General features: G+C 63.2%; 16 protein-coding genes. 14 read left to right on the forward strand and 2 right to left on the reverse strand.

All coding sequences use genetic code 11. From position 1 onward, the window contains the following. Window positions 1–179 precede the first annotated feature (179 nt). The 7 genes from A9D13_RS16295 (at window position 180) to A9D13_RS16325 (ending at window position 11,973) form a co-directional block, all read left to right on the forward strand. Entirely contained in the window at window positions 180–965 is a 786-nt protein-coding gene (locus tag A9D13_RS16295; RefSeq protein ID WP_066776022.1) for an IclR family transcriptional regulator, read from the forward strand. A 320-nt stretch (window positions 966–1,285) separates the two neighbouring features. Next, the gene (locus tag A9D13_RS16300) at window positions 1,286–3,976 is read left to right on the forward strand and encodes a TonB-dependent receptor (protein ID WP_066776024.1); all 2,691 of its coding nucleotides are present in this window, start codon (window positions 1,286–1,288) and stop codon (window positions 3,974–3,976) included. Between the two features lie 196 nt (window positions 3,977–4,172). Then, window positions 4,173–7,664, forward strand: coding sequence for a LamG domain-containing protein (locus A9D13_RS16305; RefSeq protein WP_172808207.1), 3,492 nt, complete (start codon window positions 4,173–4,175; stop codon window positions 7,662–7,664). Then, the gene (locus tag A9D13_RS16310) at window positions 7,661–8,851 is read left to right on the forward strand and encodes an aldose epimerase family protein (protein WP_172808208.1); all 1,191 of its coding nucleotides are present in this window, start codon (window positions 7,661–7,663) and stop codon (window positions 8,849–8,851) included. Before A9D13_RS16305 ends, A9D13_RS16310 begins: the two co-directional genes overlap by 4 nt. A gap of 107 nt (window positions 8,852–8,958) precedes the next feature. Beyond that, complete coding sequence (locus A9D13_RS16315) at window positions 8,959–9,273, forward strand: L-rhamnose mutarotase (protein ID WP_156522131.1); 315 nt, start codon at window positions 8,959–8,961, stop codon at window positions 9,271–9,273. A gap of 10 nt (window positions 9,274–9,283) precedes the next feature. Beyond that, complete coding sequence (gene bglB / locus A9D13_RS16320; RefSeq protein ID WP_066776032.1) at window positions 9,284–10,399, forward strand: beta-galactosidase BglB; 1,116 nt, start codon at window positions 9,284–9,286, stop codon at window positions 10,397–10,399. 56 nt (window positions 10,400–10,455) lie between these two features. Beyond that, entirely contained in the window at window positions 10,456–11,973 is a 1,518-nt protein-coding gene (locus A9D13_RS16325) for an MFS transporter (protein WP_066776035.1), read from the forward strand. An 82-nt stretch (window positions 11,974–12,055) separates the two neighbouring features. On the opposite strand, the gene lldD is transcribed toward A9D13_RS16325, so the two are convergent. Beyond that, window positions 12,056–13,204 carry an FMN-dependent L-lactate dehydrogenase LldD gene (lldD, locus tag A9D13_RS16330; protein WP_066776038.1) on the reverse strand — a complete coding sequence of 383 codons (1,149 nt, stop codon included), beginning with the start codon at window positions 13,202–13,204 and terminating at the stop codon, window positions 12,056–12,058. A 12-nt stretch (window positions 13,205–13,216) separates the two neighbouring features. After that, complete coding sequence (gene lra1, locus A9D13_RS16335; protein ID WP_066776066.1) at window positions 13,217–13,978, reverse strand: L-rhamnose 1-dehydrogenase Lra1; 762 nt, start codon at window positions 13,976–13,978, stop codon at window positions 13,217–13,219. A gap of 256 nt (window positions 13,979–14,234) precedes the next feature. On the opposite strand from lra1, the gene rhmD reads away from it, so the two are divergent. The 7 genes from rhmD to A9D13_RS16370 all read left to right on the forward strand — a co-directional run. Beyond that, window positions 14,235–15,419 carry an L-rhamnonate dehydratase gene (gene rhmD / locus A9D13_RS16340; RefSeq protein WP_066776041.1) on the forward strand — a complete coding sequence of 395 codons (1,185 nt, stop codon included), beginning with the start codon at window positions 14,235–14,237 and terminating at the stop codon, window positions 15,417–15,419. Window positions 15,420–15,446: 27 nt separating this feature from the next. After that, window positions 15,447–16,304, forward strand: a complete 858-nt coding sequence (locus tag A9D13_RS16345; protein WP_066776044.1) for a fumarylacetoacetate hydrolase family protein — start codon at window positions 15,447–15,449, stop codon at window positions 16,302–16,304. Beyond that, window positions 16,301–17,050, forward strand: a complete 750-nt coding sequence (locus A9D13_RS16350; protein ID WP_066776047.1) for an SDR family NAD(P)-dependent oxidoreductase — start codon at window positions 16,301–16,303, stop codon at window positions 17,048–17,050. The genes A9D13_RS16345 and A9D13_RS16350 overlap by 4 nt, the downstream gene beginning before the upstream one ends. A 10-nt stretch (window positions 17,051–17,060) precedes the next feature. Then, window positions 17,061–17,966 carry an amidohydrolase family protein gene (locus tag A9D13_RS16355; protein WP_066776049.1) on the forward strand — a complete coding sequence of 302 codons (906 nt, stop codon included), beginning with the start codon at window positions 17,061–17,063 and terminating at the stop codon, window positions 17,964–17,966. A gap of 107 nt (window positions 17,967–18,073) precedes the next feature. Beyond that, on the forward strand, window positions 18,074–18,706 hold the full coding sequence (locus A9D13_RS16360) for an RpiB/LacA/LacB family sugar-phosphate isomerase (RefSeq protein WP_066768387.1): 633 nt from the start codon (window positions 18,074–18,076) through the stop codon (window positions 18,704–18,706). A 92-nt stretch (window positions 18,707–18,798) separates the two neighbouring features. Further along, window positions 18,799–19,572, forward strand: coding sequence for a 2-dehydro-3-deoxy-D-gluconate 5-dehydrogenase KduD (gene kduD / locus A9D13_RS16365; RefSeq protein WP_066768412.1), 774 nt, complete (start codon window positions 18,799–18,801; stop codon window positions 19,570–19,572). An 8-nt stretch (window positions 19,573–19,580) separates the two neighbouring features. Beyond that, the coding region (locus A9D13_RS16370) for a sugar kinase (RefSeq protein WP_066768390.1) at window positions 19,581–20,572 on the forward strand (992 nt) is incomplete at its 3' end.

Here is a 20,572-nt window from a genome sequence, read left to right on the forward strand (position 1 = left end):
CATCGGACATATCGCGATTTCATATCCGCGGTTTGACACGGCGGCGGGGCCATAATTCTGCCACGGCGGGCTCGTCCTTTACGGACTGGCAGAGTTGCAAGCGGTCAAATTGGGGGGGGCTCGAGGCTGCGCCGACGGTCAAGGTCGGGGTGAACGGGCCGGGGGAGAGGAGGATAGACATGCAAAACGTGGCCGACCGGGACGTGAATCCCGATCTTGAGGTAAAGGGCGCGCAGACGCTGATGCGGGCGCTCGACATCCTCGATGCCGTCATCGACGGGCCGATCCGCACCACCGACCTTGCCCGCAGGCTGGGCGTTAGCAAGACGACCGCGCATCGGCTGGTGCAGGCGCTGCGCTCGCGCAATTATCTCGCCGTCACGCCAGAGGGGCTGGCCCTGGGGCCAAAGCTCCTCCATCTCGGCCGGCTTGCGACCGAGCAGATTGACTATGTCCGCGTGGCGCGGCCGTTCATGGAGACCCTGTCGGAACACACCGGGATCTGCGTGTTTCTGGCCAAGCGCGAGGGCGATTTTTCACGCCATCTCGAACGCGTCACCGGCACGCAGCGGCTGCGCGTGGCGACCGCGCCGGGCGATCGTCGCCCGGTGGCGGAAACGGGTCTGGGCAAGACCTTGCTGCTGGACGAGAGCGAGGAGGAGTGGGAGCGGCTTTACCGCGCGGCGCGCGGCGAGACGGCAACCGCTGCCGCGCTCAAGCGTTTCATCGCCCAGATGCGCGAGGCCAAGGAAGCGGGTTCGCTTATCCATGACAGCGAGCTGGGCGATGGCGTCCGGTCCATTGCCGCGCCGGTACGAGATTCCTTTGGCAAGATCTGTGTCGCGATCTCGATCGCCAGCGCCGCCTTCTACCTTGCCGACCGGGATATCGACGAGCTTCGTGCCTCCGTCGTCGAGACTGCCGACCAGATCAGCGAAGCGCTGGGTTACCGCCCCGGCAATTAGGCCCGGCAACTCGGACCGGTAACTGGGCGACGCGGCGCTGGCCGCCGAAGCTGATACAAAATTTTCAGGGCCCGCCGGCATCAGCCGCGCGGGCCCGTTTTTCATGACGCGTCAAGCGTCATGATGTCGCGGTTTTGTGCGGGATCCGGCCCGATTGCGACCGATCGCGACCCCATGTGGAACAGACGTTCAGGCGTGTTCCACATATTGGGCTTTGACAGCACTATGTGAACTTTTTCTTGACTGTGAATCGGAATGGAACGAAAGAGGCGACGCTTCACCGACCACAGAGTCGGGACCGAGATTTGGGGAGTAAGCTGATGCGAAAGACTAATCATACATTCCTGATCGCCGGCGCTTCGGCCATTGCTCTTGCCTTTGGCGGCACCGCCAATGCGCAGGACGCAACCACCGCGTCGAGCGATGACACCATGGCCGAAGCGGCCGACGAAACCGATGCGCAGACGCCGGCTCCTGCCGATGAAAATGTCATCGTCGTGTCGGGCATCCGCCAGAGCCTTGAAAACGCCCTTCGCGCCAAGCGCGATTCGGACCAGGTCCTCGATGCCATTTCGGCAGAGGACATCGGCAAGTTCCCGGACAAGAACGTGGGCGAGGCGCTGCAGCGCGTCACCGGCGTTCAGATCAGCCGCACCAACGGCGAAGGCAGCGGCGTCTCCATCCGCGGCGCCAGCCCAGATCTCAACCGCGTTGAAATGAACGGCGTCTCGATGCTGGGCACGCAGTCGGGCTCGCGCGCGGTCGATTTCCGCGATATCCCGGTCGAATTCGTCAACCGTCTCGAAGTCGTGAAGTCGGTGACTCCCGACATGACCGAAGGCGGCCTTGGCGGCACGGTGCGCATCATCACCCGCCGTCCGTTCGATTCGAAGGAAGATTCCTTCATCGCGGGGTCTGCGCAGGGCATCTATTCGGAAATCGGCGATACGCTCGATCCCAAGCTCGCGCTGATCGGTTCCAAGCGTTTTGCCGACGACACCATGGGCATCCTGCTGTCGGCCACCTATGAACGCCGCCGGATCGAGACGCACACCACCCGCACCACCGGCTGGCGCCAGATCACCGATCCCGACACGGGCGAACTCTACGACCTCGACGGTAACGGCAATCCGGATTTCTTCCCCGAAATCCCGCGCTATTCCGAAGACGTGCTGGATACGAAGCGCATCGGTCTCAACGGCGTGTTCGAATACAAGCCCACGGATGACCTCCACGCCTATGTCGAAGGGACCTACACCCGATCAAAGCAGGACCTGGAAGCGCCCTATTTTCAGCTGTTCAGCGGCGGCGCGCTGGTCGATGCAGCCAATTCGGCCACGGGTGAGGACGATACCGTCAGCCAGGTCACCTATCTGAACAATGGCTCGGCCCCCTATCTGAACCTGCGCACCATCCGCGGCGACATCACGCGCTATAACTGGAGCGCGGCGGGCGGCGTCGACTATACGCCCGGCCAATGGGAAATCGGTGTCCGCACCAGCTTCTCCAAGGCGCAGATCGACAACGACTACGTCAACACCACGGCGGACGTGCGCGGTCTCGATTATCTGATCGTGAACTACGACAATGCCGAATATGCGCCGGAAATCACGCTTCCGTTCGATTATGACGATTCGTCGGCGATCAACTATGTCCGCGTGCAGCACCGCCCGGTCCTGTCGACGCAGGAAGAGTTCATGGCCAAGGGCGATGTCGCGCGCAACGACCTGACCGACTGGCTGACCCAGCTCAAGGCGGGCGTCCAGTATCGCCGCACCACGCTCGACAACAAGCAGTGGGACGCGAATATCATCCTCGACGGATATTCCGATCCCTCGCTGCTGGACGAGATCCAGAGCTATGCCGACCTGCTCGTCCCGATCGAGAACGAGTTCTTCAATACCGGCTCGCTTGGTGGCTTCTCGGTCCCGGCCTGGCTGTATGACGATGGCGCGTTCTCCTCGGCCATCGGTGTTCCCGATCCGTACGACAACCCGACGCTCAGCGCGACCTATGACGTGGTCGAAAAGAACCTTGCCGGCTATCTGCAGGGCAGCTTCACCTTCGACCTCGGCGTGCCGTTCTATGGCGTGGTCGGTGCCCGCGTGGTCCAGACCAAGACGACCGCGAACGGCTATCAGTCGGCAGGCGGCGTGTTCTCGCCGGTCAGCTTCGACGGTGATTATGTCGAGTTCCTGCCCGCACTGAACCTGCGTGCCGACATCATCCCGAACAAGCTTCTGTTCCGCGGCTCGGCGACCGAGGTGCTGGCCCGTCCGAACCCGACCGATCTTGCCCCGCGCCTGACGCTGGACATCGTCGGATTCTCCGGTTCGCGCGGCAATCCGGATCTGCAGCCCTATCGTGCCCGTCAGTACGATGCCGGTCTCGAATATTACATAGACTCGGTCAGCTTCGTGTCGGCGACCTATTTCCGCAAGGAAATCAGCTCGTTCATCGAACGTACCACGGTCAACGAAACCTATGATGGCCAGGTCTATGCGATTAACCTGCCGGTCAACGGCTCGGCTGCGGTGACGGTTAACGGTCTTGAGATTGGCGGCCAGCTGTCGTTCAGCACCTTTACCGACATGGCGGTCGTGCAGAACTTCGGCGTGATCGCGAATTTCACCTATTCGAAGGACTCGGGCTATGAAGGCACCGACTACTTCACGGGTGAGCAGCTTCCGTTCCCGGGCCTCTCGCGCAAGAGCTACAACCTCTCGCTCTATTACGAGGATGATCTGTTCAGCCTGCGCGGTTCGTACAACTGGCGCTCGAAGTATCTGATCAACGCGGTCGGCCGCGGCAACAACCCCGAATTCGGCGAAGCTGCAGGCCAGCTCGACGTTTCGGCGAGCGTCAACGTGACCGACAATATCTCGGTGTTCTTCGAAGGTGTGAACCTCACCGACGAGATGACCATCCAGAACGCCAACAGCACTTACCGCCGGATCTTCATGGAAACCTACGGCCCCCGTTACTACGGCGGCGTTCGCTTCCGCTTCTGATCCTTAACCGGTGAAAGGGCGCCGCTAACCTCTCCAGGCGGCGCCCTTTCTTTTTTATCCCGGCGCATGACATGCCGGAAGCGATCCAGACCCGACCCTGCTCCCGGCCACTGCCTTTGCGCCAGATCGGCGAAAGGACGGTTGAGCGGTCTTGATCGAATTCTTGCGGACAAATCGGACCCTTGCGGCGACCCTGTTGCTGGCAGCTGCCTGCCTGCATGGCGCGTCGGCTTTTGCCGCCCAGCCGGATGGCGGCCTGCTGTTCGCCATGGATGGATCGACAGGAACCGAGGCGCAGCAGGCGGGCGGCGCGGCGCGGCCGCTTTTCAATCGCGGCGTACGGGCGGCCTCCGATGGCGCTGTCGGTCCGGCGCTTGATCTTGATGGCGATCTGACCTTGGCATGGGCCGCGCCCGGCAACATGCTGGCACAGCGCGGCACGATTTCCTTTTTCATCCGCTCGACAGATCCGTTCGATAAGGCACCGGTCACGCTTTTCAGGGTGGGCACCGCCGATTCCACCAGCTGGGATTTCACCTTCCTCAGGGTCGACTGGAACGGGCATGGCTATGATGCCTTTGTCACCGATGCCAATCTGGGCCGGACCCGCGTTTCCTGGGTATCGCCCGATGCGCCCGATGGCAGCGACTGGGTGCATGTCGCCTTTGCATGGGATGAGGAAACGGGCGCAGAGCTGTGGATTGATGGAAAACGCGTAGGTGCGGCGAAATCGACCGGCGTATTCGACCAGTCACTGTTCGCATTCGGTCCGTTCCAGCGGGTCATCAGCCCGCAAAAGACCGAAAGCGCCTATAATGGTGTGCGGCCGGGCCAGCTGGACGAGCTGAGGATCTACGATCACGCGCTCAGTGATGGCGAAGTGGCAAAGCTGGCGGCGGGCGAAGCCGTGTCGTCCACCGCCGCCGCGCCGCGCAGCTTAAACGACAAGGGCGTGAGCGCCGACTGGGACGCGCGCTTCGGATGGAGCGGCGTGTCGGCGCTCGACATCCCGGCCAGGAGCGGGGCGCTGGCCATACGCAAGGTTGAATTTACCGATACCCGCGATGAAAAGACCAAGGCTTTTCGCGGTGCCGACGGCATTCGCGAAACGACATGGCCCGGCGTCTATAACCGCTCGCGCCTGACCGGGCGGACCGATTATTTCGTGCTGCCTGACTGGAACACCTATTCCACCGCGGGCCGCCGATACGATCTCACCCTGCCGGACAAGGCGTGGAACCGGGTTGAGATTCAGGGTGCAGCGCATGGCAGGCTGCTGTGGCAGGACAAGCCTGTCCTCACCCGCCGCGCCGGAATCGAACGCAGCAGCGACGCGCTGAATACCCGCACCGGCGGCGTGCTCAGCTTTGTGAACGATCTGCCCGAAACGCCGATACAGGAAATCGGTGTCTATCACGTGCATGCGGTCGAAGCGTTGCCCGAAAGCTGGCGGCAGCTGGATTACACCGTCGATATTGCCGCCAGCCCCGGCGCTTATCGCGGGCTCGACACGCTGACGGCGGCGCTGGCCGGGCGCCGCCCGCGCGACGAACGCGCCGCCGTGGTCGCGCTGCCCTCCGGTGGACCGCTGGTTGAGGGCGCATCGGGCGCGATTCCGGCGCCGGACGAAAAGACCCTGCCGGTCGTCACCGTGATGATCCCCGCGACCTTCCGCGACCAGGCCCACGGCGGCATCGCCACGCGCTTCGACCAAGGGTGGAAGAACATGAACGCCGGACTTGACGGCGTGGCGCTGACCCTGCCTGCGATGGGCACGGCCAAAAGCATGGCGCTTAATATAAGGCTGCACGATCCGCTCTGGCCCGCGCGCGATCTGGTGGATATCAATGTCCGCATCGATCCGCGTCATGCGAACACGATCTGGCTCGACAGCCGCGACCGGATTTTGCGCGATGGCGACCCCATTTCCCTGACCATTGCTTCTGCCGATCCGGATTTCGGCGCGGCCAGCCTGCAAGGCGCGGAGATCTCGCTCCGCTTCAAACCGGCGGATGCGGCACGGGCAGAGCATGTGGCCGACCGGCTCGAACAGGCGCGCGACCAGCTGGCCTCGACCATCGAGGAAAAGCCGGCGAGCCGCCTCTACCCATCCTATGTCCGGTTCGAGCGCGACGTTTCCGATGTGCTGCGCGTCGATCCCGACAATGCGCGCGCGCTGGCGCTGTGGCACGAGGTCAATCCCGATCAAGCCGCACAGGCCGTGCCGCCTCCGCCGCCCGTGCCCGATGGCGTCCCCGCATGGGCTTTCCGCCAGACCGAGGCGCTCAAGACCTATCGCGAATTCGTCGACTGGTGGATCGATCATCGCCAGATGCCGAGCGGCGAATTTGGCGGTGGGCTTTCCGACGATACCGATCTGGTCAACCAGTGGGTCGGCCTTGCGCTGATGGGGGTGGAGCGCGAGCGCATCGCCGCTTCGCAGCGCGCGGTGCTGGATGCGACCATCGCCAATGGCATGTGGGACAATGGGATCAATCGCATCGTCACCGACCAGCTCCACACTTACGAGGAAGGCATCAACACGCTGGCGCAGGCGATGATGCTGACCCCCGGCGATCCCGCGCTGATCGCCATGGCGCAGGCGGCGGTGGCCCAATATCCGCGCATCATCCGCAAAAACCCGGCGGGTCACGATCATTTCGCCAGCGCCTGGTATTCGGGCAGCGAGATCTACACCGGCGGTCATCTGGGGCGGCAATATCCCTATAGTTTCCTGATCACCCATCCCGGCCTGCTGCTCGGCGAATATGAAGGGGACGAGGCGGCGAGACGGTCGATCCTTGCGGCTCTCGACAGCTGGCTGGCCCATGCGGAAAAGGGCGACAATGGCGTGTGGCGCATCCCTTCGGAAATCGCATGGGAAAGCGACAGCGGCAGCGGCAATGGCGTCGGCCCCGCGATCCACGATTTCTGGGCGGCATGGCTGTGGACCGGCGATGACCGATATCTGCGTGCGATTGCACCTGCCGGCATGACCGCAGGGTCGGCCGCGAACCTGTTTTCGCTGAATGCCGATGCGCTTGCATGGCTGCCGGGGGGTGACGCGCTGGCGCGCAAGATCGCCGATGGCGCGCTGTCAGACCCCGGTGCGCGGTTCGACCCCAATCTGGGCACGGCCAGCAATGCCGATCGCGCCCGTTTCGTCACATGGCAGATGGACGGCGACAATGATCTGCTGGCAAACCTCTATGCCGGGGAAACGGCTCGCACGCGCGCACGCTGGTATGTGCTGACCGATGCGGAGCTGTGGTCGGACCGTGTCGCGGTACCGAGCGAGTTTCTCCAGCGCGCAAGGCTGGGCGGGGTGGCGCATCTCAGAAACGCCTATTTCCCGGGCAATCTTGTCGAATGGCGTTTTGCCGATCCGCATGGGGCAGAGGATATGGGGATCATGATCCCCCGTGGGAACCGCACGCAATTCCGCGTGATCGCGCATAATCTCTCGGACCGGCCGATCGAAGCTGAAATGCTGGGCGCGATGCTGACGGGCGGGCAATGGACCATGACCTCGGGCCGCGATGCCGATGGCGACAACCGCGCCGACCGGCAGGAAAATGCGGCGAAAGTGACGCTGGCGCGGGGGCAGGGCGTGACCCTGCTTTTCCCGCCGCACCGGACGATGGTTTTCGACTTCGCGCTGGCCATGCCCGAGGTGGCAAGACCGTGACCCGCGTAGCCACTGCTCTTGCGGCCTGCGCCGCGATGCTGGCACTCGGCGCACCTGCTCAGGCGCAAAGCGTGTCCGTGCGCGATTACGGCGCCTTGTCCGATGGGCGCATGGTCCATGAATACACGCTCTCCAGCGGCGATGGCATGGATGTGCGCGTGCTCGACTATGGCGGGATCGTCACCGCCGTCCTCGTTCCCGATCGGGATGGGCGTCGCGATAATGTGGTGCTCGCTCTGCCCGATATCGCCGCGATCGAGGCACGGCCGAATTTCAGCGCGATCATCGGACGCTATGCCGGTCGGTTATCGGGCCATGGGGTGACCATCGATGGGAAATTCCACGCGCTCGACACCAATGATGCGGGGATCATTACCCATGGCGGCAAGGGCGGCTTTGGCGCGCAGCTTTGGCAAGCTCGCGAGACGCCGATGCCAAGGCGAGCGGCGCTGACCCTTACGCTGGTGAGCCCCGATGGAGACAATGGCTTTCCCGGGACGATGACGACGCAGGTCACGTTCTCCGTTGGCCGGGATCACGTGCTGCGGCTCGATTACCGGGCGACCACGACGGCGCCGACGGTGGTCAACCTGACCCATCATGCCTTTTTCAACCTTGCAGGCGCAGGGGAAGAGGGGGTGGACCGCCAATGGATCCACGTGGCGGCGTCACGCTACACGCCGCTGGGCGATCACAGCCTCCCGACTGGCGCGATCGCTACGCTCGACGACATGCCGCTGGACCTGCGCGGGTGGACCCGGCTTGGCGCGGTGATGCGCTCGCCATGGCCGGGAATCGTGGCCATGCGTGGGCTCGACCATTACTGGGTTCTGGACGGCTGGGGCGGTGACGGGCGCTCGGTCGCCCCGCAGGCGTGCCTTTACGATCCGGGCAGCGGGCGCCTTCTGGCGGTGCGAACAAGCGAACCGGGCATGCAGCTTTATACCGGCAATGGCTTCGACGGCATGCGAGAGGCGATGGCCGGTGATGGACGCCGCTATTTCCTGCGACAGGGGGATGGTATTGCACTGGAAACACAGCATTTTCCGGATAGCCCGGCGCATCCGCAATTTCCCTCCACCGTATTGCGTCCGGGCGCGGCGATGACCAGCACGACCAGCTTTCGCTTTGCCGCCTTGAAGGACCCCGAAGACGGTCCGCCACCAGCGGGAGCATGCGGCGGATGACAAAAAAGTTCCATTTAAGGAAACCGTGTTCCACATTATGACTTTTCAACCGGGCAACACTCGTTCATAGAGTGCGGACCGGATACCGGATGATGGGAGAAACTGGCGTGGAAACACACGCATTCAGGATGCAGCTCAAACAGGGCATGACGGAGGAATATCGCCGCCGCCATGACGAGATCTGGCCGGAACTGGTCACCTTGCTGCATGAAGCGGGTATCCGCGACTATCACATCTTCCTCGATGCAGAGACGAACGCATTATTCGCGACGTTGAAGCTGACCCCGGACAATAATCGCGATTCGCTCCCCGACCATCCCGTGATGCGCCGGTGGTGGGATCACATGGCCGACATCATGGAAGTCGAGCCAGACAACAAGCCTTGCGAGTGGCCGCTCGCGCATATGTTCACACTGCCCTGAGGAGCTGACCTTGGCTGCCCTTGACCATAATATCCCGCGCGACACGACCGTCGATGCGATCAAGCGCCTGATGCACAATCTCGTCAATATCAAGGACGAGACCGGCGAATTCCTGCTGCACCTCGAAGACGGGCGCATCATCGACACGAAAGGCTGGGCCGGATGGGAATGGACCCACGGCGTCGGCCTGTTCGGCATGTGGCGCTATTTCGAACAGACCGGCGACCAGACCGCGCTCGACATTATCAAGGGCTGGTTCGAGGACCGGTTTGCCGAAGGCACGCCGACCAAGAACATCAACACGATGGCGCCCTTCATCACGCTCGCCTATCTGTACGAGCACGAGCCCGATCCGCGCTACATCCCCTATCTCGACACCTGGGCCGAATGGCTGATGGCCGATGACGGCCTGCCCAAGGTCGAGGAAGGCGGCTTCCAGCACATCGTCTATAATGATGAGAATCCGGGCGAGATGTGGGACGACACGCTGATGATGAGCGTGCTGCCGCTGGCCAAGATCGGCCTGCTGCTGAACCGCCCCCAATATATCGAGGAAGCCAAGCGCCAGTTCCTCGTCCACATCAAATATCTCTTCGACAAGAAGACCGGGCTCTGGTTCCACGGCTGGGACTTCAACGGCCGCCACAATTTCGCCGAGGCGCTTTGGGCGCGCGGCAATTGCTGGGTCACGGTCGCCATCCCCGAGATCATCGAGATCCTCGACCTGCCCGAAGGCGATGCCTTCCGCATGTATCTGATCGACACGCTGGCCGCGCAGGTGAAGACGCTTGCTGAAACGCAGGATGCCGAAAGCGGGTTGTGGCACACGCTGATCAACGATCCGACCAGCTATCTGGAAGCATCGGCCACCGCCGGTTTCGCCTATGGCATCCTGAAATCGGTGCGCAAGGGCTACCTCCCGGCCAAGTACAAGGCCGTCGGCCTCAAGGCGATCGAGGGCGTGCTGGCCAATATCGACGAAACCGGCGAGCTTCAGCAGGTTTCGTTCGGCACGGCGATGGGCGAAGACCTCCAGTTCTACAAGGACATCGCGCTGACCTCCATGCCCTATGGCCAGAGCCTTGCGGTTCTCGCCCTCGCGGAGTTCCTGCGCACCTATATCTGATGACACTAGCGCCGGCCGGATTCCCTCATCCGGCCGGTGATGAGAGGAAGAGCCAAATGGCCCTGCTAGGCAGTTTCGCCCCCACCGGAACGCGACCGATCCGCTGGTACAATTACGCGGCCTATGGGTCGAACGACATCCTTGGCGCGGGCTCGATGGCCGTGATCAGCGGCTGGGTGCTGATCTTCTACACCACTTTCTGCGGGCTGGAGGCCTGGGAAGCGGGTCTCATCTTCACCGTGGCGCGCGTATTGGACGCGATCGCATCGCCGCTGATCGGCCATTTCTCCGACAGCCTGGCTGGCACGAAGGTCGGGCGCCTGATCGGCAGGCGGCGGGTATTCCTGCTCGCGGCGATTCCGCTGCTGCCCAGCTTTGCGATCATGTGGGTTTCGGGCCAGAGCTTCTGGTATTACCTCGTCACCTATGTGCTCTTCGAGCTGGTCTACGCGCTCGAGATCATTCCCTTCGAGACGCTGGCCGCCGAAATGGCCAAGGACTACAAGTCGAAGGCCAAGTTCGCCGGCATCCGCATCCTGTTCGCGCAGGCAAGCGCGATCCTGGCAGGTTTCCTGCCCGCCATGCTGATCGAGGCATTGGGCGAGGATAGCGCCGACACCTTCCTTTACATGGGCATCCTGTTTTCCGTGCTTTTCATGGTCACGGCCAGCTTCCTGTATCTGTGCAGCTGGGAACGGCCCCCGGAAGAGGTGATGCAGGTGCGCGGCAATGGCGAGAAAGCGTCGCTGGGCGCATCGTTCAAGGCGCTCTACCGCAATCTGTTCTCCACCCTGCGCATCCGCGCGTTCCGGCTGCATCTCGGCATGTATCTGGGCGGCTATATCAGCCAGGACGTGTTCAACGCGGCCTTCACCTTCTTCGTGGTGTTCGCGCTGGCGGGGTCGATTTCGGTCGCCTCCACCCTATTGGGCTTCATGTATATCGTGCAGTTCGTCGCGGTGATGATCGCCATCAATCTTGCGCTGCGCTCATCGCCTGCGCGGGCCTATCAGCTGGCGGCGGCGAGCTTTGCCATCGGCGTCATCGTGCTGTTGCTGATGTGGTCGGCGGGCGTGCGTTCGGGCGACGCGCTGCTGTGGGTGCCGATCATCTTCGCAGGCCTTGGCCGCGGGGCGCTGAACTATATTCCATGGGCCACCTATAATTACATGGCCGACGCGGACGAGGCGGTGACAGGCCGCCGCCGCGAGGGTGCCTTTGCAGGCGTTATGACCTTTGTGCGCAAGCTCACCCAATCGGCCGCGGTTGCGGGCGTCACCGCGATCATGAGCTGGGGCGGATTCCAGTCCGCCGCGACAGTGCAGAGCGATCAGGCGATCATGACGCTGGCGCTGGTGCTGGGCATCGGCACGGTGGGCATGCTGATCTTCGGCGTGTTCGTTTCGACCAAGTTCAAGCTGAACGCCGAAACGCATGACCGTTTGATGGCGCAGATCGACCGGTTCAAGCAGGACCCCGATGCCGCGCCCATCGACCAAGAGACAAAGCTGCTTGTCGAGGACCTGACCGGCTGGCGCTATGACCAGCTGTGGGGCAAAAACAACGTGGTCTGACCCGCCGTTCCATGCGCCAATGAAAAAGGCCGGCACCTTCGCATGAGGGTGCTGGCCTTTTCTTTATTTCGCAGCGAAGCGGTCAGTCGCGCACGAGCTGGCTTTCATTGAAGTCGGCGACTTTGGTCACGCCGGTCAGCGCCATGGCGACCCGCATCTCGGCCTCGATCAGCTGGAGGACGTGGGCGACACCTTTCTCCCCCGCCGCTGACAAAGCATAGACCCACATCCGGCCCAGCAGCACGAAATCCGCGCCTAGCGCCAGCATGCGCACAACGTCGAGACCCGAGCGCACGCCGCCATCGACCAGCACTTTCATCCGGTCACCCACGGCCTCGGCAATCGGGGGCAGGGCGTGGGCGGTGGAGGGGACACCGTCGAGCTGACGGCCGCCATGGTTCGACACCACGATCCCGTCCGCGCCGATTTCGGCAGCGGCCAGCGCGTCTTCCTTGTCGAGGATGCCCTTGATGATGACCGGGCCGTCCCAGATGTCGCGGATGAATTCCAGATCCTTCCAAGACACGGTCGGGTCGAAATTATTGCGCATCCAGGCGAAGAAATCTTCAAGCCCGGTATTCTTGCCCAGCACCGGGGCGACATTGCCCAGCTGGTGCGGACGGCCATGGATGCCGACGTCCCACGCCCAATGGGGATGGGTCGCGCCCTGCCACACGCGGCGCATCGCGCCCATTATGCCCGGCGCGCCCGCCAGGCCCGAGTGATAATCGCGGTAGCGCGATCCCGGCACCGGCATGTCGACGGTAAAGACCAGCGCGCTGCAGCCTGCGGCCTTCGCCTTGTGCAGCAGGTCCTTCATGAACTCGCGGTCGCGGATCATGTAGAGCTGGAACCAGAACGGCTTGGTCACCGCCCTGGCCACCTCGTCCAGCGGGCAGGCCGAGACGGTGGAGAGGCAGAAAGGAATGCCCGCCGCTTCGGCGGCGCGGGCCGCCTGCACTTCGCCCCGGCGCGCGTTCATGCCGGCAAGCCCCACCGGCGCAAGGCCGACGGGCAGCTTGTAGGCATGGCCGAAAATCTCGGTCGACACATCGGTGACCGAGACATCGTTGAGCACACGCTGGCGAAGCGCGATCTGTTCGAGATCGGCGACATTGCGGCGCAGCGTCGCCTCGGCATAGCTGCCGCCGTCGATATATTCGAACAGGAACGGGGGAAGGCGCCTTCGCGCCAGCTCGCGATAGTCGAGCGCGGAAGCGGCTTTCCTCATGGCTGCCCCCTCTTACTGCAGGTTCACGAATGCGCCGCCGTCGACCAGCATCGCAGCGCCGGTGACATATTCGGACAGGTTCGAGGCAAGAAAGACGGTCGGGCCGACCATGTCCTCGGGTTGGCCCAGACGGCCCAGCGGCACGCGCGATTCCATATATTCGCGCTTTTCCGTGTCGGCGAGATCGTCCTTGTTGATCTCTGTCAGGATGGTGCCGGGCAGCAGCGCGTTACAGCGGATCTTGTGCTTGCCCAGCGCAATCGCGGTCGACTGCATCAGCGACAGCACGCCAGCCTTGGTCGGGGTGTAATGGGTCTGGAATTCCCCGCCCACCAGCGCCGAGATCGACGACATGGCGATGATCGAACCGCCATTGCCCTGCGCGACCATCTGGTTCGCTGCCGCCTGCACCATGAAATAGGCGCCAAGCAGATTGACGTTCATCGTGCGGGTCACGGTTTCGACCGGCATGTCGAGAAAGGCATGGAACGGGCAGATGCCGGCATTGTTGACGAACACGTCGACGCCGCCCAGCGCCTCTACCGACTTCGCGACGAATTCGCCTGCGGCGGCCGGATCGGCGACATCGCCCTTGATCGCCACGCCCTTGCGGCCCGCAGCCTCGATCCCCGCGATCGCTTCCTCGGCCCCGGCATCGTCGGAGCGGTAATTGATCGCGACATCGGCCCCATGCTGCGCGCAGCCGATCGCTACCGCACGTCCGATCCCGGTCGAAGCGCCGGTGACAAGTACCTTCTTACCTTCAAGGAGCATCGCTCGTCCTTCGTATTCGGCACCGCCCGGCTTGGGGTGGGCCTTGTTGTCGGTTATCGTCACCGCCGCCTTGGGAGAGGCGAGCGATGAATCCATTCTATCAGACTTTCCAACCCGGATTTGCGCCATGCGCACGCGCCCGAAATCGGACCATGTTCGATAAGAGGCTCGGCTAGCAAAAAATCCCATTATATGGAAGGGTGTCTTGTAAAATGGAACAATTCGAGTCATAGCGCTCCCGTTAAGAGGAGGCCTGATGCTGCCGAAGATCAAACATGTGCGCGCCTTCGTGGCGCGCGGAGCGGGTGCGGATTACCACGACCAGGGCGAAGGCCACTGGATCGACGACCATATCGCGACACCCATGTCACGCTATCCCGAATATCGCCAGTCGCGGCAGAGCTTCGGCATCAACGTGCTGGGCACGCTGGTGGTGGAGATCGAGGCCGAGGACGGCACGATCGGTTTCGCGGTGACGACGGGCGGCGAACCGGCTGCCTTCATCGTCGAAAAGCACCTCTCGCGCTTCCTTGAAGGCCGCAATCCGGTCGAGGTCGAGAAGATCTGGGACCAGATGTATTTCTCGACCCAGTATTACGGCCGCAAGGGGCTGGTGGTGAACGCCATCTCGGGCGTCGATCTGGCGCTGTGGGATCTTCTCGGCAAGCTGCGCGATGAACCGGTCTATCACATGCTGGGCGGCGCGGTTCGTGACGAGCTGCAGTTCTATGCCACCGGCGCGCGCCCCGATCTGGCCAAGGAAATGGGCTTCATCGGCGGCAAGTTGCCGCTGCATCACGGCCCGGCCGAAGGGCTGGAGGGCATGGACAAGAACATCGCCCAGCTTGCCGAGATGCGTTCGCGCTGTGGCGATGATTTCTGGCTGATGCTCGATTGCTGGATGTCGCTCGATCTCGATTACGCGACTCGCCTGGCGCAGCGTGCCTATAACGAATGCGGCCTCAAATGGATCGAGGAGGCACTGAGCCCCGACGATTACTGGGGCTATGCCGCGCTGAAAAAGAACGCGCCCACCGGCCTTCTTGTCACCACGGGCGAGCATGAGGCGACCCGCTGGGGTTTCCGCATGCTGATGGACATGGAATGCTGCGACATCATCCAGCCCGACGTGGGCTGGTGCGGCGGCGTCACCGAGCTGACCAAGATCGCGAACTACGCCGATTCGAAGGGCGTGATGATGGTCCCCCACGGGTCGAGCGTTTACAGCTATCATTTCGTGATCACCCGCCACAACTCGCCCTTTGCCGAGTTCCTGATGATGCACCCCGGACCGACCGAAGTCGTGCCGATGTTCGCGCCGCAGCTTTTGGGCGAGCCGATTCCCGAAAAGGGCCGCATGCGCGCCAGCGCGCTGGACAAGCCCGGTTTCGGCGTCGAGCTGAACCCCGAGGTTCCGCTGCATCGTCCCTATCCGCGTTAAGCCAAACCAGATCCTAAGGAAGTCCCCATGAAACTTTGTCGTTTCGGACCTGCCGGCGCCGAAAAGCCGGGCATCGTCGACGCTGATGGCCGCATCCGCGACCTGTCGGGCCATGTCGATGACATTTCCTCTGCCGTGCTGGGCAAGGATGCGCTGGCGAAGATCGCCGCCATCGACATAGCCTCGCTGCCGCTGGTGGAAGAAGGCACGCGCTATGGCCCGATCGTGGCCGACACGCGCCAGTTCGTCGCCATCGGCCTGAACTTTGTCGACCACGCCGAGGAATCGAACCTGCCGATCCCCGAAGAGCCGGTCGTGTTCAACAAGTGGGTGAGCTGCATCCAGGGTCCGAACGACCCGGTGACCATCCCGAAGGATTCGCTCAAGACCGACTGGGAAGTCGAATTGGGCATCGTCATCGGCACCGAGGCGAACAATGTCTCCGAAGCAGATGCGCTGGACTATGTGGCGGGCTATTGCGTCGTCAACGACGTGTCCGAACGCCATTGGCAGACCGAACGCGGCATGACCTGGGACAAGGGCAAGGGTTTCCCGACCTTTGGCCCGGTCGGTCCGTGGCTGGTCACCAGCGACGAGGTCGGCGATCCGCAGAACCTTGCCATGTGGCTGGAAGTCAACGGCAAGCGCATGCAGGACGGGTCGTCCAAGACGATGATCTTCACCTGCGCCGAGATCGTAGCTTACCTGTCCAAGATCATGAAGCTCCTCCCGGGCGACATCATCACCACCGGCACGCCTCCGGGCGTCGGCCTCGGCCAGAAGCCGGAGCCGTGGTATCTGAAGGCCGGCGACGTGGTCGAACTCGGCATCGAAAAGCTCGGCAGCCAGCGTCAGGATTTCGTCGCGTGGGAGGCGGGTAAGTGAGCGTTTACGCAGGACGTTACGAAGGCCGCTGCGCTGTCCTGACCGGCGGGGCTTCGGGCCTCGCCAAGGAAACCGCCAAGCGTCTGGTCGCAGAGGGCGCGAAGGTCGTGCTTTGGGACCTCAACGCCGACGCGCTCGCTGCGGCGAAGGAAGAAGTGGGCGCGGTCGATGTCGTCGCTCTCGATGTCGCCGACCCGGCGCAGGTCGAAGCCGCCGCCGCCGCCAGTGCCAAGGCGCTGGGCAAGATCGACATCCTCGTCTGTTCGGCGGGCATAACCGGGGCGACCGTGCCGGTGCATGAATTCCCGATCGACAGCTGGCAGCGGGTGATCGACATCAACCTCAACGGCCTGTTCTATTGCAACCGCGCCATCGTGCCCTTCATGCTGGAAAACGGCTATGGCCGGATCGTCAATGTGGCATCGGTCGCGGGTAAGGAAGGCAATCCCAATGCCAGCGCCTATTCGGCGTCAAAGGCGGGCGTGATCGGCCTGACCAAGTCGCTGGGCAAGGAACTGGCGGGCAAGGGCGTCATTGCCAATGCGCTGACCCCGGCAACCTTCGAGAGCCCGATCCTCGACCAGCTGCCGCAGAGCCAGGTCGATTACATGCGCTCGAAAATCCCCATGGGGCGTCTGGGTGAGGTGAGCGAATCGGCTTCGATCATCTGCTTCATGGCGTCGGAAGAGTGCAGCTTTACCACCGCCTCGACCTTCGACACCTCGGGCGGTCGGACGACCTTCTGAGGGTGCTGGGATGACCGGTCGCCTGCCCTTCATCGATGCCCATGTCCATTTGTGGGACCTGAAGCATCTGCGCTATCCCTGGCTGATGCCGCCGTTTGCCGATGATGGACCAAACGGCAGTGTCGAGGCGATCGCGCGCGATTACGGGCTGGACGATTATTTGGCTGAAAGCGCCAGCTGGGACGTGCGCGGCATCGTACATATCGATGCCGGCGCGGACCCGGCCGATGCTTTGGCGGAAACCGACTGGCTACAGGCAATGGCGGATGCGCGCGGCATGCCCAGTGCCATCGTCGGTTTTGCCGATCTGGCCGATCCGGATGTCGATACATTGCTGGCGGCCCATGCGGCCCGGCCCAATGTGCGCGGTATCCGCCATATCGTGAACTGGCATCCCGATCCGCAGCGCACCTATTCGCCGCGCGACGTAACACGCGACGAAGCATGGGCGGCGGGTTACGCAAGGCTGGGCGCGCATGGCCTCAGTTTCGATCTGCAGGCCTATCCGGGCCAATTTCCTCATCTGGCGGGCATCATCGATCGTCATCCCGAAACGCAGGTGATGGTCAACCATACCGGCATGATGGTCGGGACGGATGGTCATGGCGAATGGCTGGCGGGAATGAAGGCGCTGGCCGCTATGCCCCATGTGGCGGTCAAGATTTCCGGCATGGGCTTTGCCTTTCGCCCGTGGAACGATGACGAGGCGCGCCGCTACGTGCTCGAAACGATCGAGATGTTCGGACCGGAGCGCTGCATGTTCGCCAGCGATTTGCCGACCGACCGCCTGTTCGGATCCTTTGACCGGCACCTGTCGTTCTATGACAGGATAACCGGCGATTTCGCCGAAGACGAACGACGCGCCATGTTCGCGGGCAATGCCGCGCGGCTCTATCGCATCGAATGGGAGGGCTGATCGCCCTTCCGTATCCTCGAACCGGGGCTTGCCCCATCGTGCCAGCCTGCCCCCAGCCCCCCTGCTGACCACCGGTCAGCCCAATGCAAATCAGGAAAGTAATTACCATGAAGATTGCCGTCATCACCGAGAACAGCCAGGCCGCGAAGAACTGCATCATTGAAGATGCGCTGAAGTCGGTTGTGGAGCCTTTGGGCCACGAGGTTTACAATTACGGGATGTACACGCCCGAGGACAAGGCGCACCTGACCTATCCGATGGTCGGTCTGCTTGCCGCCTCGATCCTCAATGCGAAGGCTGCCGATTTCGTCGTCACCGGCTGCGGCACGGGCACCGGCTCGATGCTGGCCTGCAATGCGATGCCGGGCGTGTTCTGCGGTCTGGTCATCGACCCGACCGATGCGTTCCTGTTTGCCCAGATCAACGACGGCAACGCCATCGCCATGCCCTATGCCAAGGGCTTTGGCTGGGCTGCCGAACTCAACCTGCAGGATTGCTATCGCAAGCTGTTCGAAGGCGAGAGCGGCGTCGGCTATCCCAAGGAACGCGCCGCCGTCATGGCCAAGAACCGCGGCGTGCTGGCAGACCTCAAGGCCGCGTCGTGCAAGGACATGCTGACCGTGCTCAAGAGCGTGGACCAGGACCTCCTCAAGACCGCGGTATCGGGCGAGCGTTTCGAGGAATATTTCTACGCGAACTCTCAGGACGAAGAGATCAGCGCCTATCTCAAGAGCCTCTGATCGGGGCCTGCCGGACAGATATTCCGGCAAGATGGGATGACCAGTGCCGCCGCCCCGCCATGCGCCGGGCGGCGGCAGACAGCGAGGATGCAATGACGAAGAGCCCCTTTGATCTTTCCGGCCGCGTGGCGGTCGTCACCGGCGCGAACACCGGCATCGGCCAGGGCATCGCCCTCGCGCTGGCCGAAGCGGGCGCGGATATCGCCGCGGTCGGCCGCAGCGCCGCGACCGAGACCTGCGAGAAAGTGAAGGCACTGGGCCGCCGCTGCGAGCTGATCGGCGCCGATCTTTCCAGCATCGAACCGGTGAACGAGGTCGTCGACACGGTGGTCGAGAAACTCGGATCGCTCGACATTCTGGTGAACAACGCCGGCATCATCCGCCGCGCCGACGCGCTCGATTTCTCGGAAGAGGACTGGGACGCGGTAATGGACACCAATCTCAAGACGCTGTTCTTCCTGTGCCAGGCAGCAGCGCGCCACATGACCGGCTGGTCCAGCCAGGACGGCAAGCGCGGCAAGATCGTCAATATCGCCTCGCTGCTGACCTTTCAGGGCGGCATTCGCGTGCCCAGCTATACCGCCAGCAAGTCGGGCGTGGGCGGGCTGACGAAGCTGCTCGCCAATGAATGGGCGACCAGGGGCATCAATGTGAACGCCATCGCACCCGGCTATATCGCGACGAACAACACCGCCGCGCTGCAGGCCGATCCCGAACGCAGCCGCCAGATCGTGGAACGCATCCCCGAAGGCCGCTGGGGCAAGCCCAGCGACATCGGCGGAGCCGCCGTTTTCCTTGCCAGCGACGCCGCCGATTACGTGCAGGGGCAGGTCCTTGCCGTTGACGGTGGCTGGCTGGGCCGGTGATAGAAACGATGGTCGGCCCCGTCGTCTGCTTTGGCGAGATGCTGCTGCGCCTCTCGCCGCAGGGCGCAATACCGCTGCAACAGGCGGGCGGTGTCGCCATCGATGTCGGCGGGGCCGAAGCGAATGTCGCGGCAGCCCTTGCCAGCCTTGGCGTGCCGACGCGCATGCTGACCGTCGTTCCCGACAATCCGCTGGGCCGCAAGGCAAAGGCGGCGCTGGGCGCGGCGGGCAGCGACACGCGCTTTATCGCGTCTGTCCCGGCGGGCGTGGGCGGCGGGCGTATCGGGCTCTATTGGTTCGAGCCGCCTGCTGGGCCCATCGCGGGGCGCGTCACCTATGACCGCGCGGGCAGTTCCTTTGCGCTTGCCGATCCTGCCGACCTGCCGTTTGCGCAGGCGCTGGAAGGGGCGAGCCTGCTGCACATGTCGGGCATCACCCCGGCGCTGGGGCCCGCAGGCGTGGAACTCGCGCGCGCCGCCGTCGCCGCGGCGAAGGACGCAGGTGTCCCGATCTGTTTCGACGGCAATTACCGCGCCAATCTGTGGGATGCGTGGGACAGCGATCCGCGCGCCATCCTGACCGAACTGGTCGGTGCGGCCACGCTGATGATCGGCAATCACCGCGACATCTCGCTGCTTTTGGGCAAGACATTTTCAGGCGACGGCGCGGACCGCCGCCGCGAAGCGAGCGAGGCGGCGTTCGAGGCGTTCCCGAACCTTCAGCTGATCGCCAGCACCGCGCGGCATGTAGAGGCCGCCTGCACCCACCGCCTTGCGGGCCGGATCGACCTGCGCGCCAGCCACTGGCAGACCGACGAGGTCCGGATCGAGAACATCGTCGACCGCATCGGCACCGGCGACGCCTATGCCGCGGGCGTGATCTACAGCTGGCTTGGCGGCGGCGATGCAAAGCAAATGGCAAAAACCGGATTGGCCCTGGCCGCGCTCAAACATGGCGTGCCAGGCGACATGATCCTGGCAACGGAAGAGGAACTCCATGA

This window comes from Croceicoccus mobilis (assembly GCF_001661965.1).
Lineage (GTDB): Bacteria > Pseudomonadota > Alphaproteobacteria > Sphingomonadales > Sphingomonadaceae > Croceicoccus > Croceicoccus mobilis.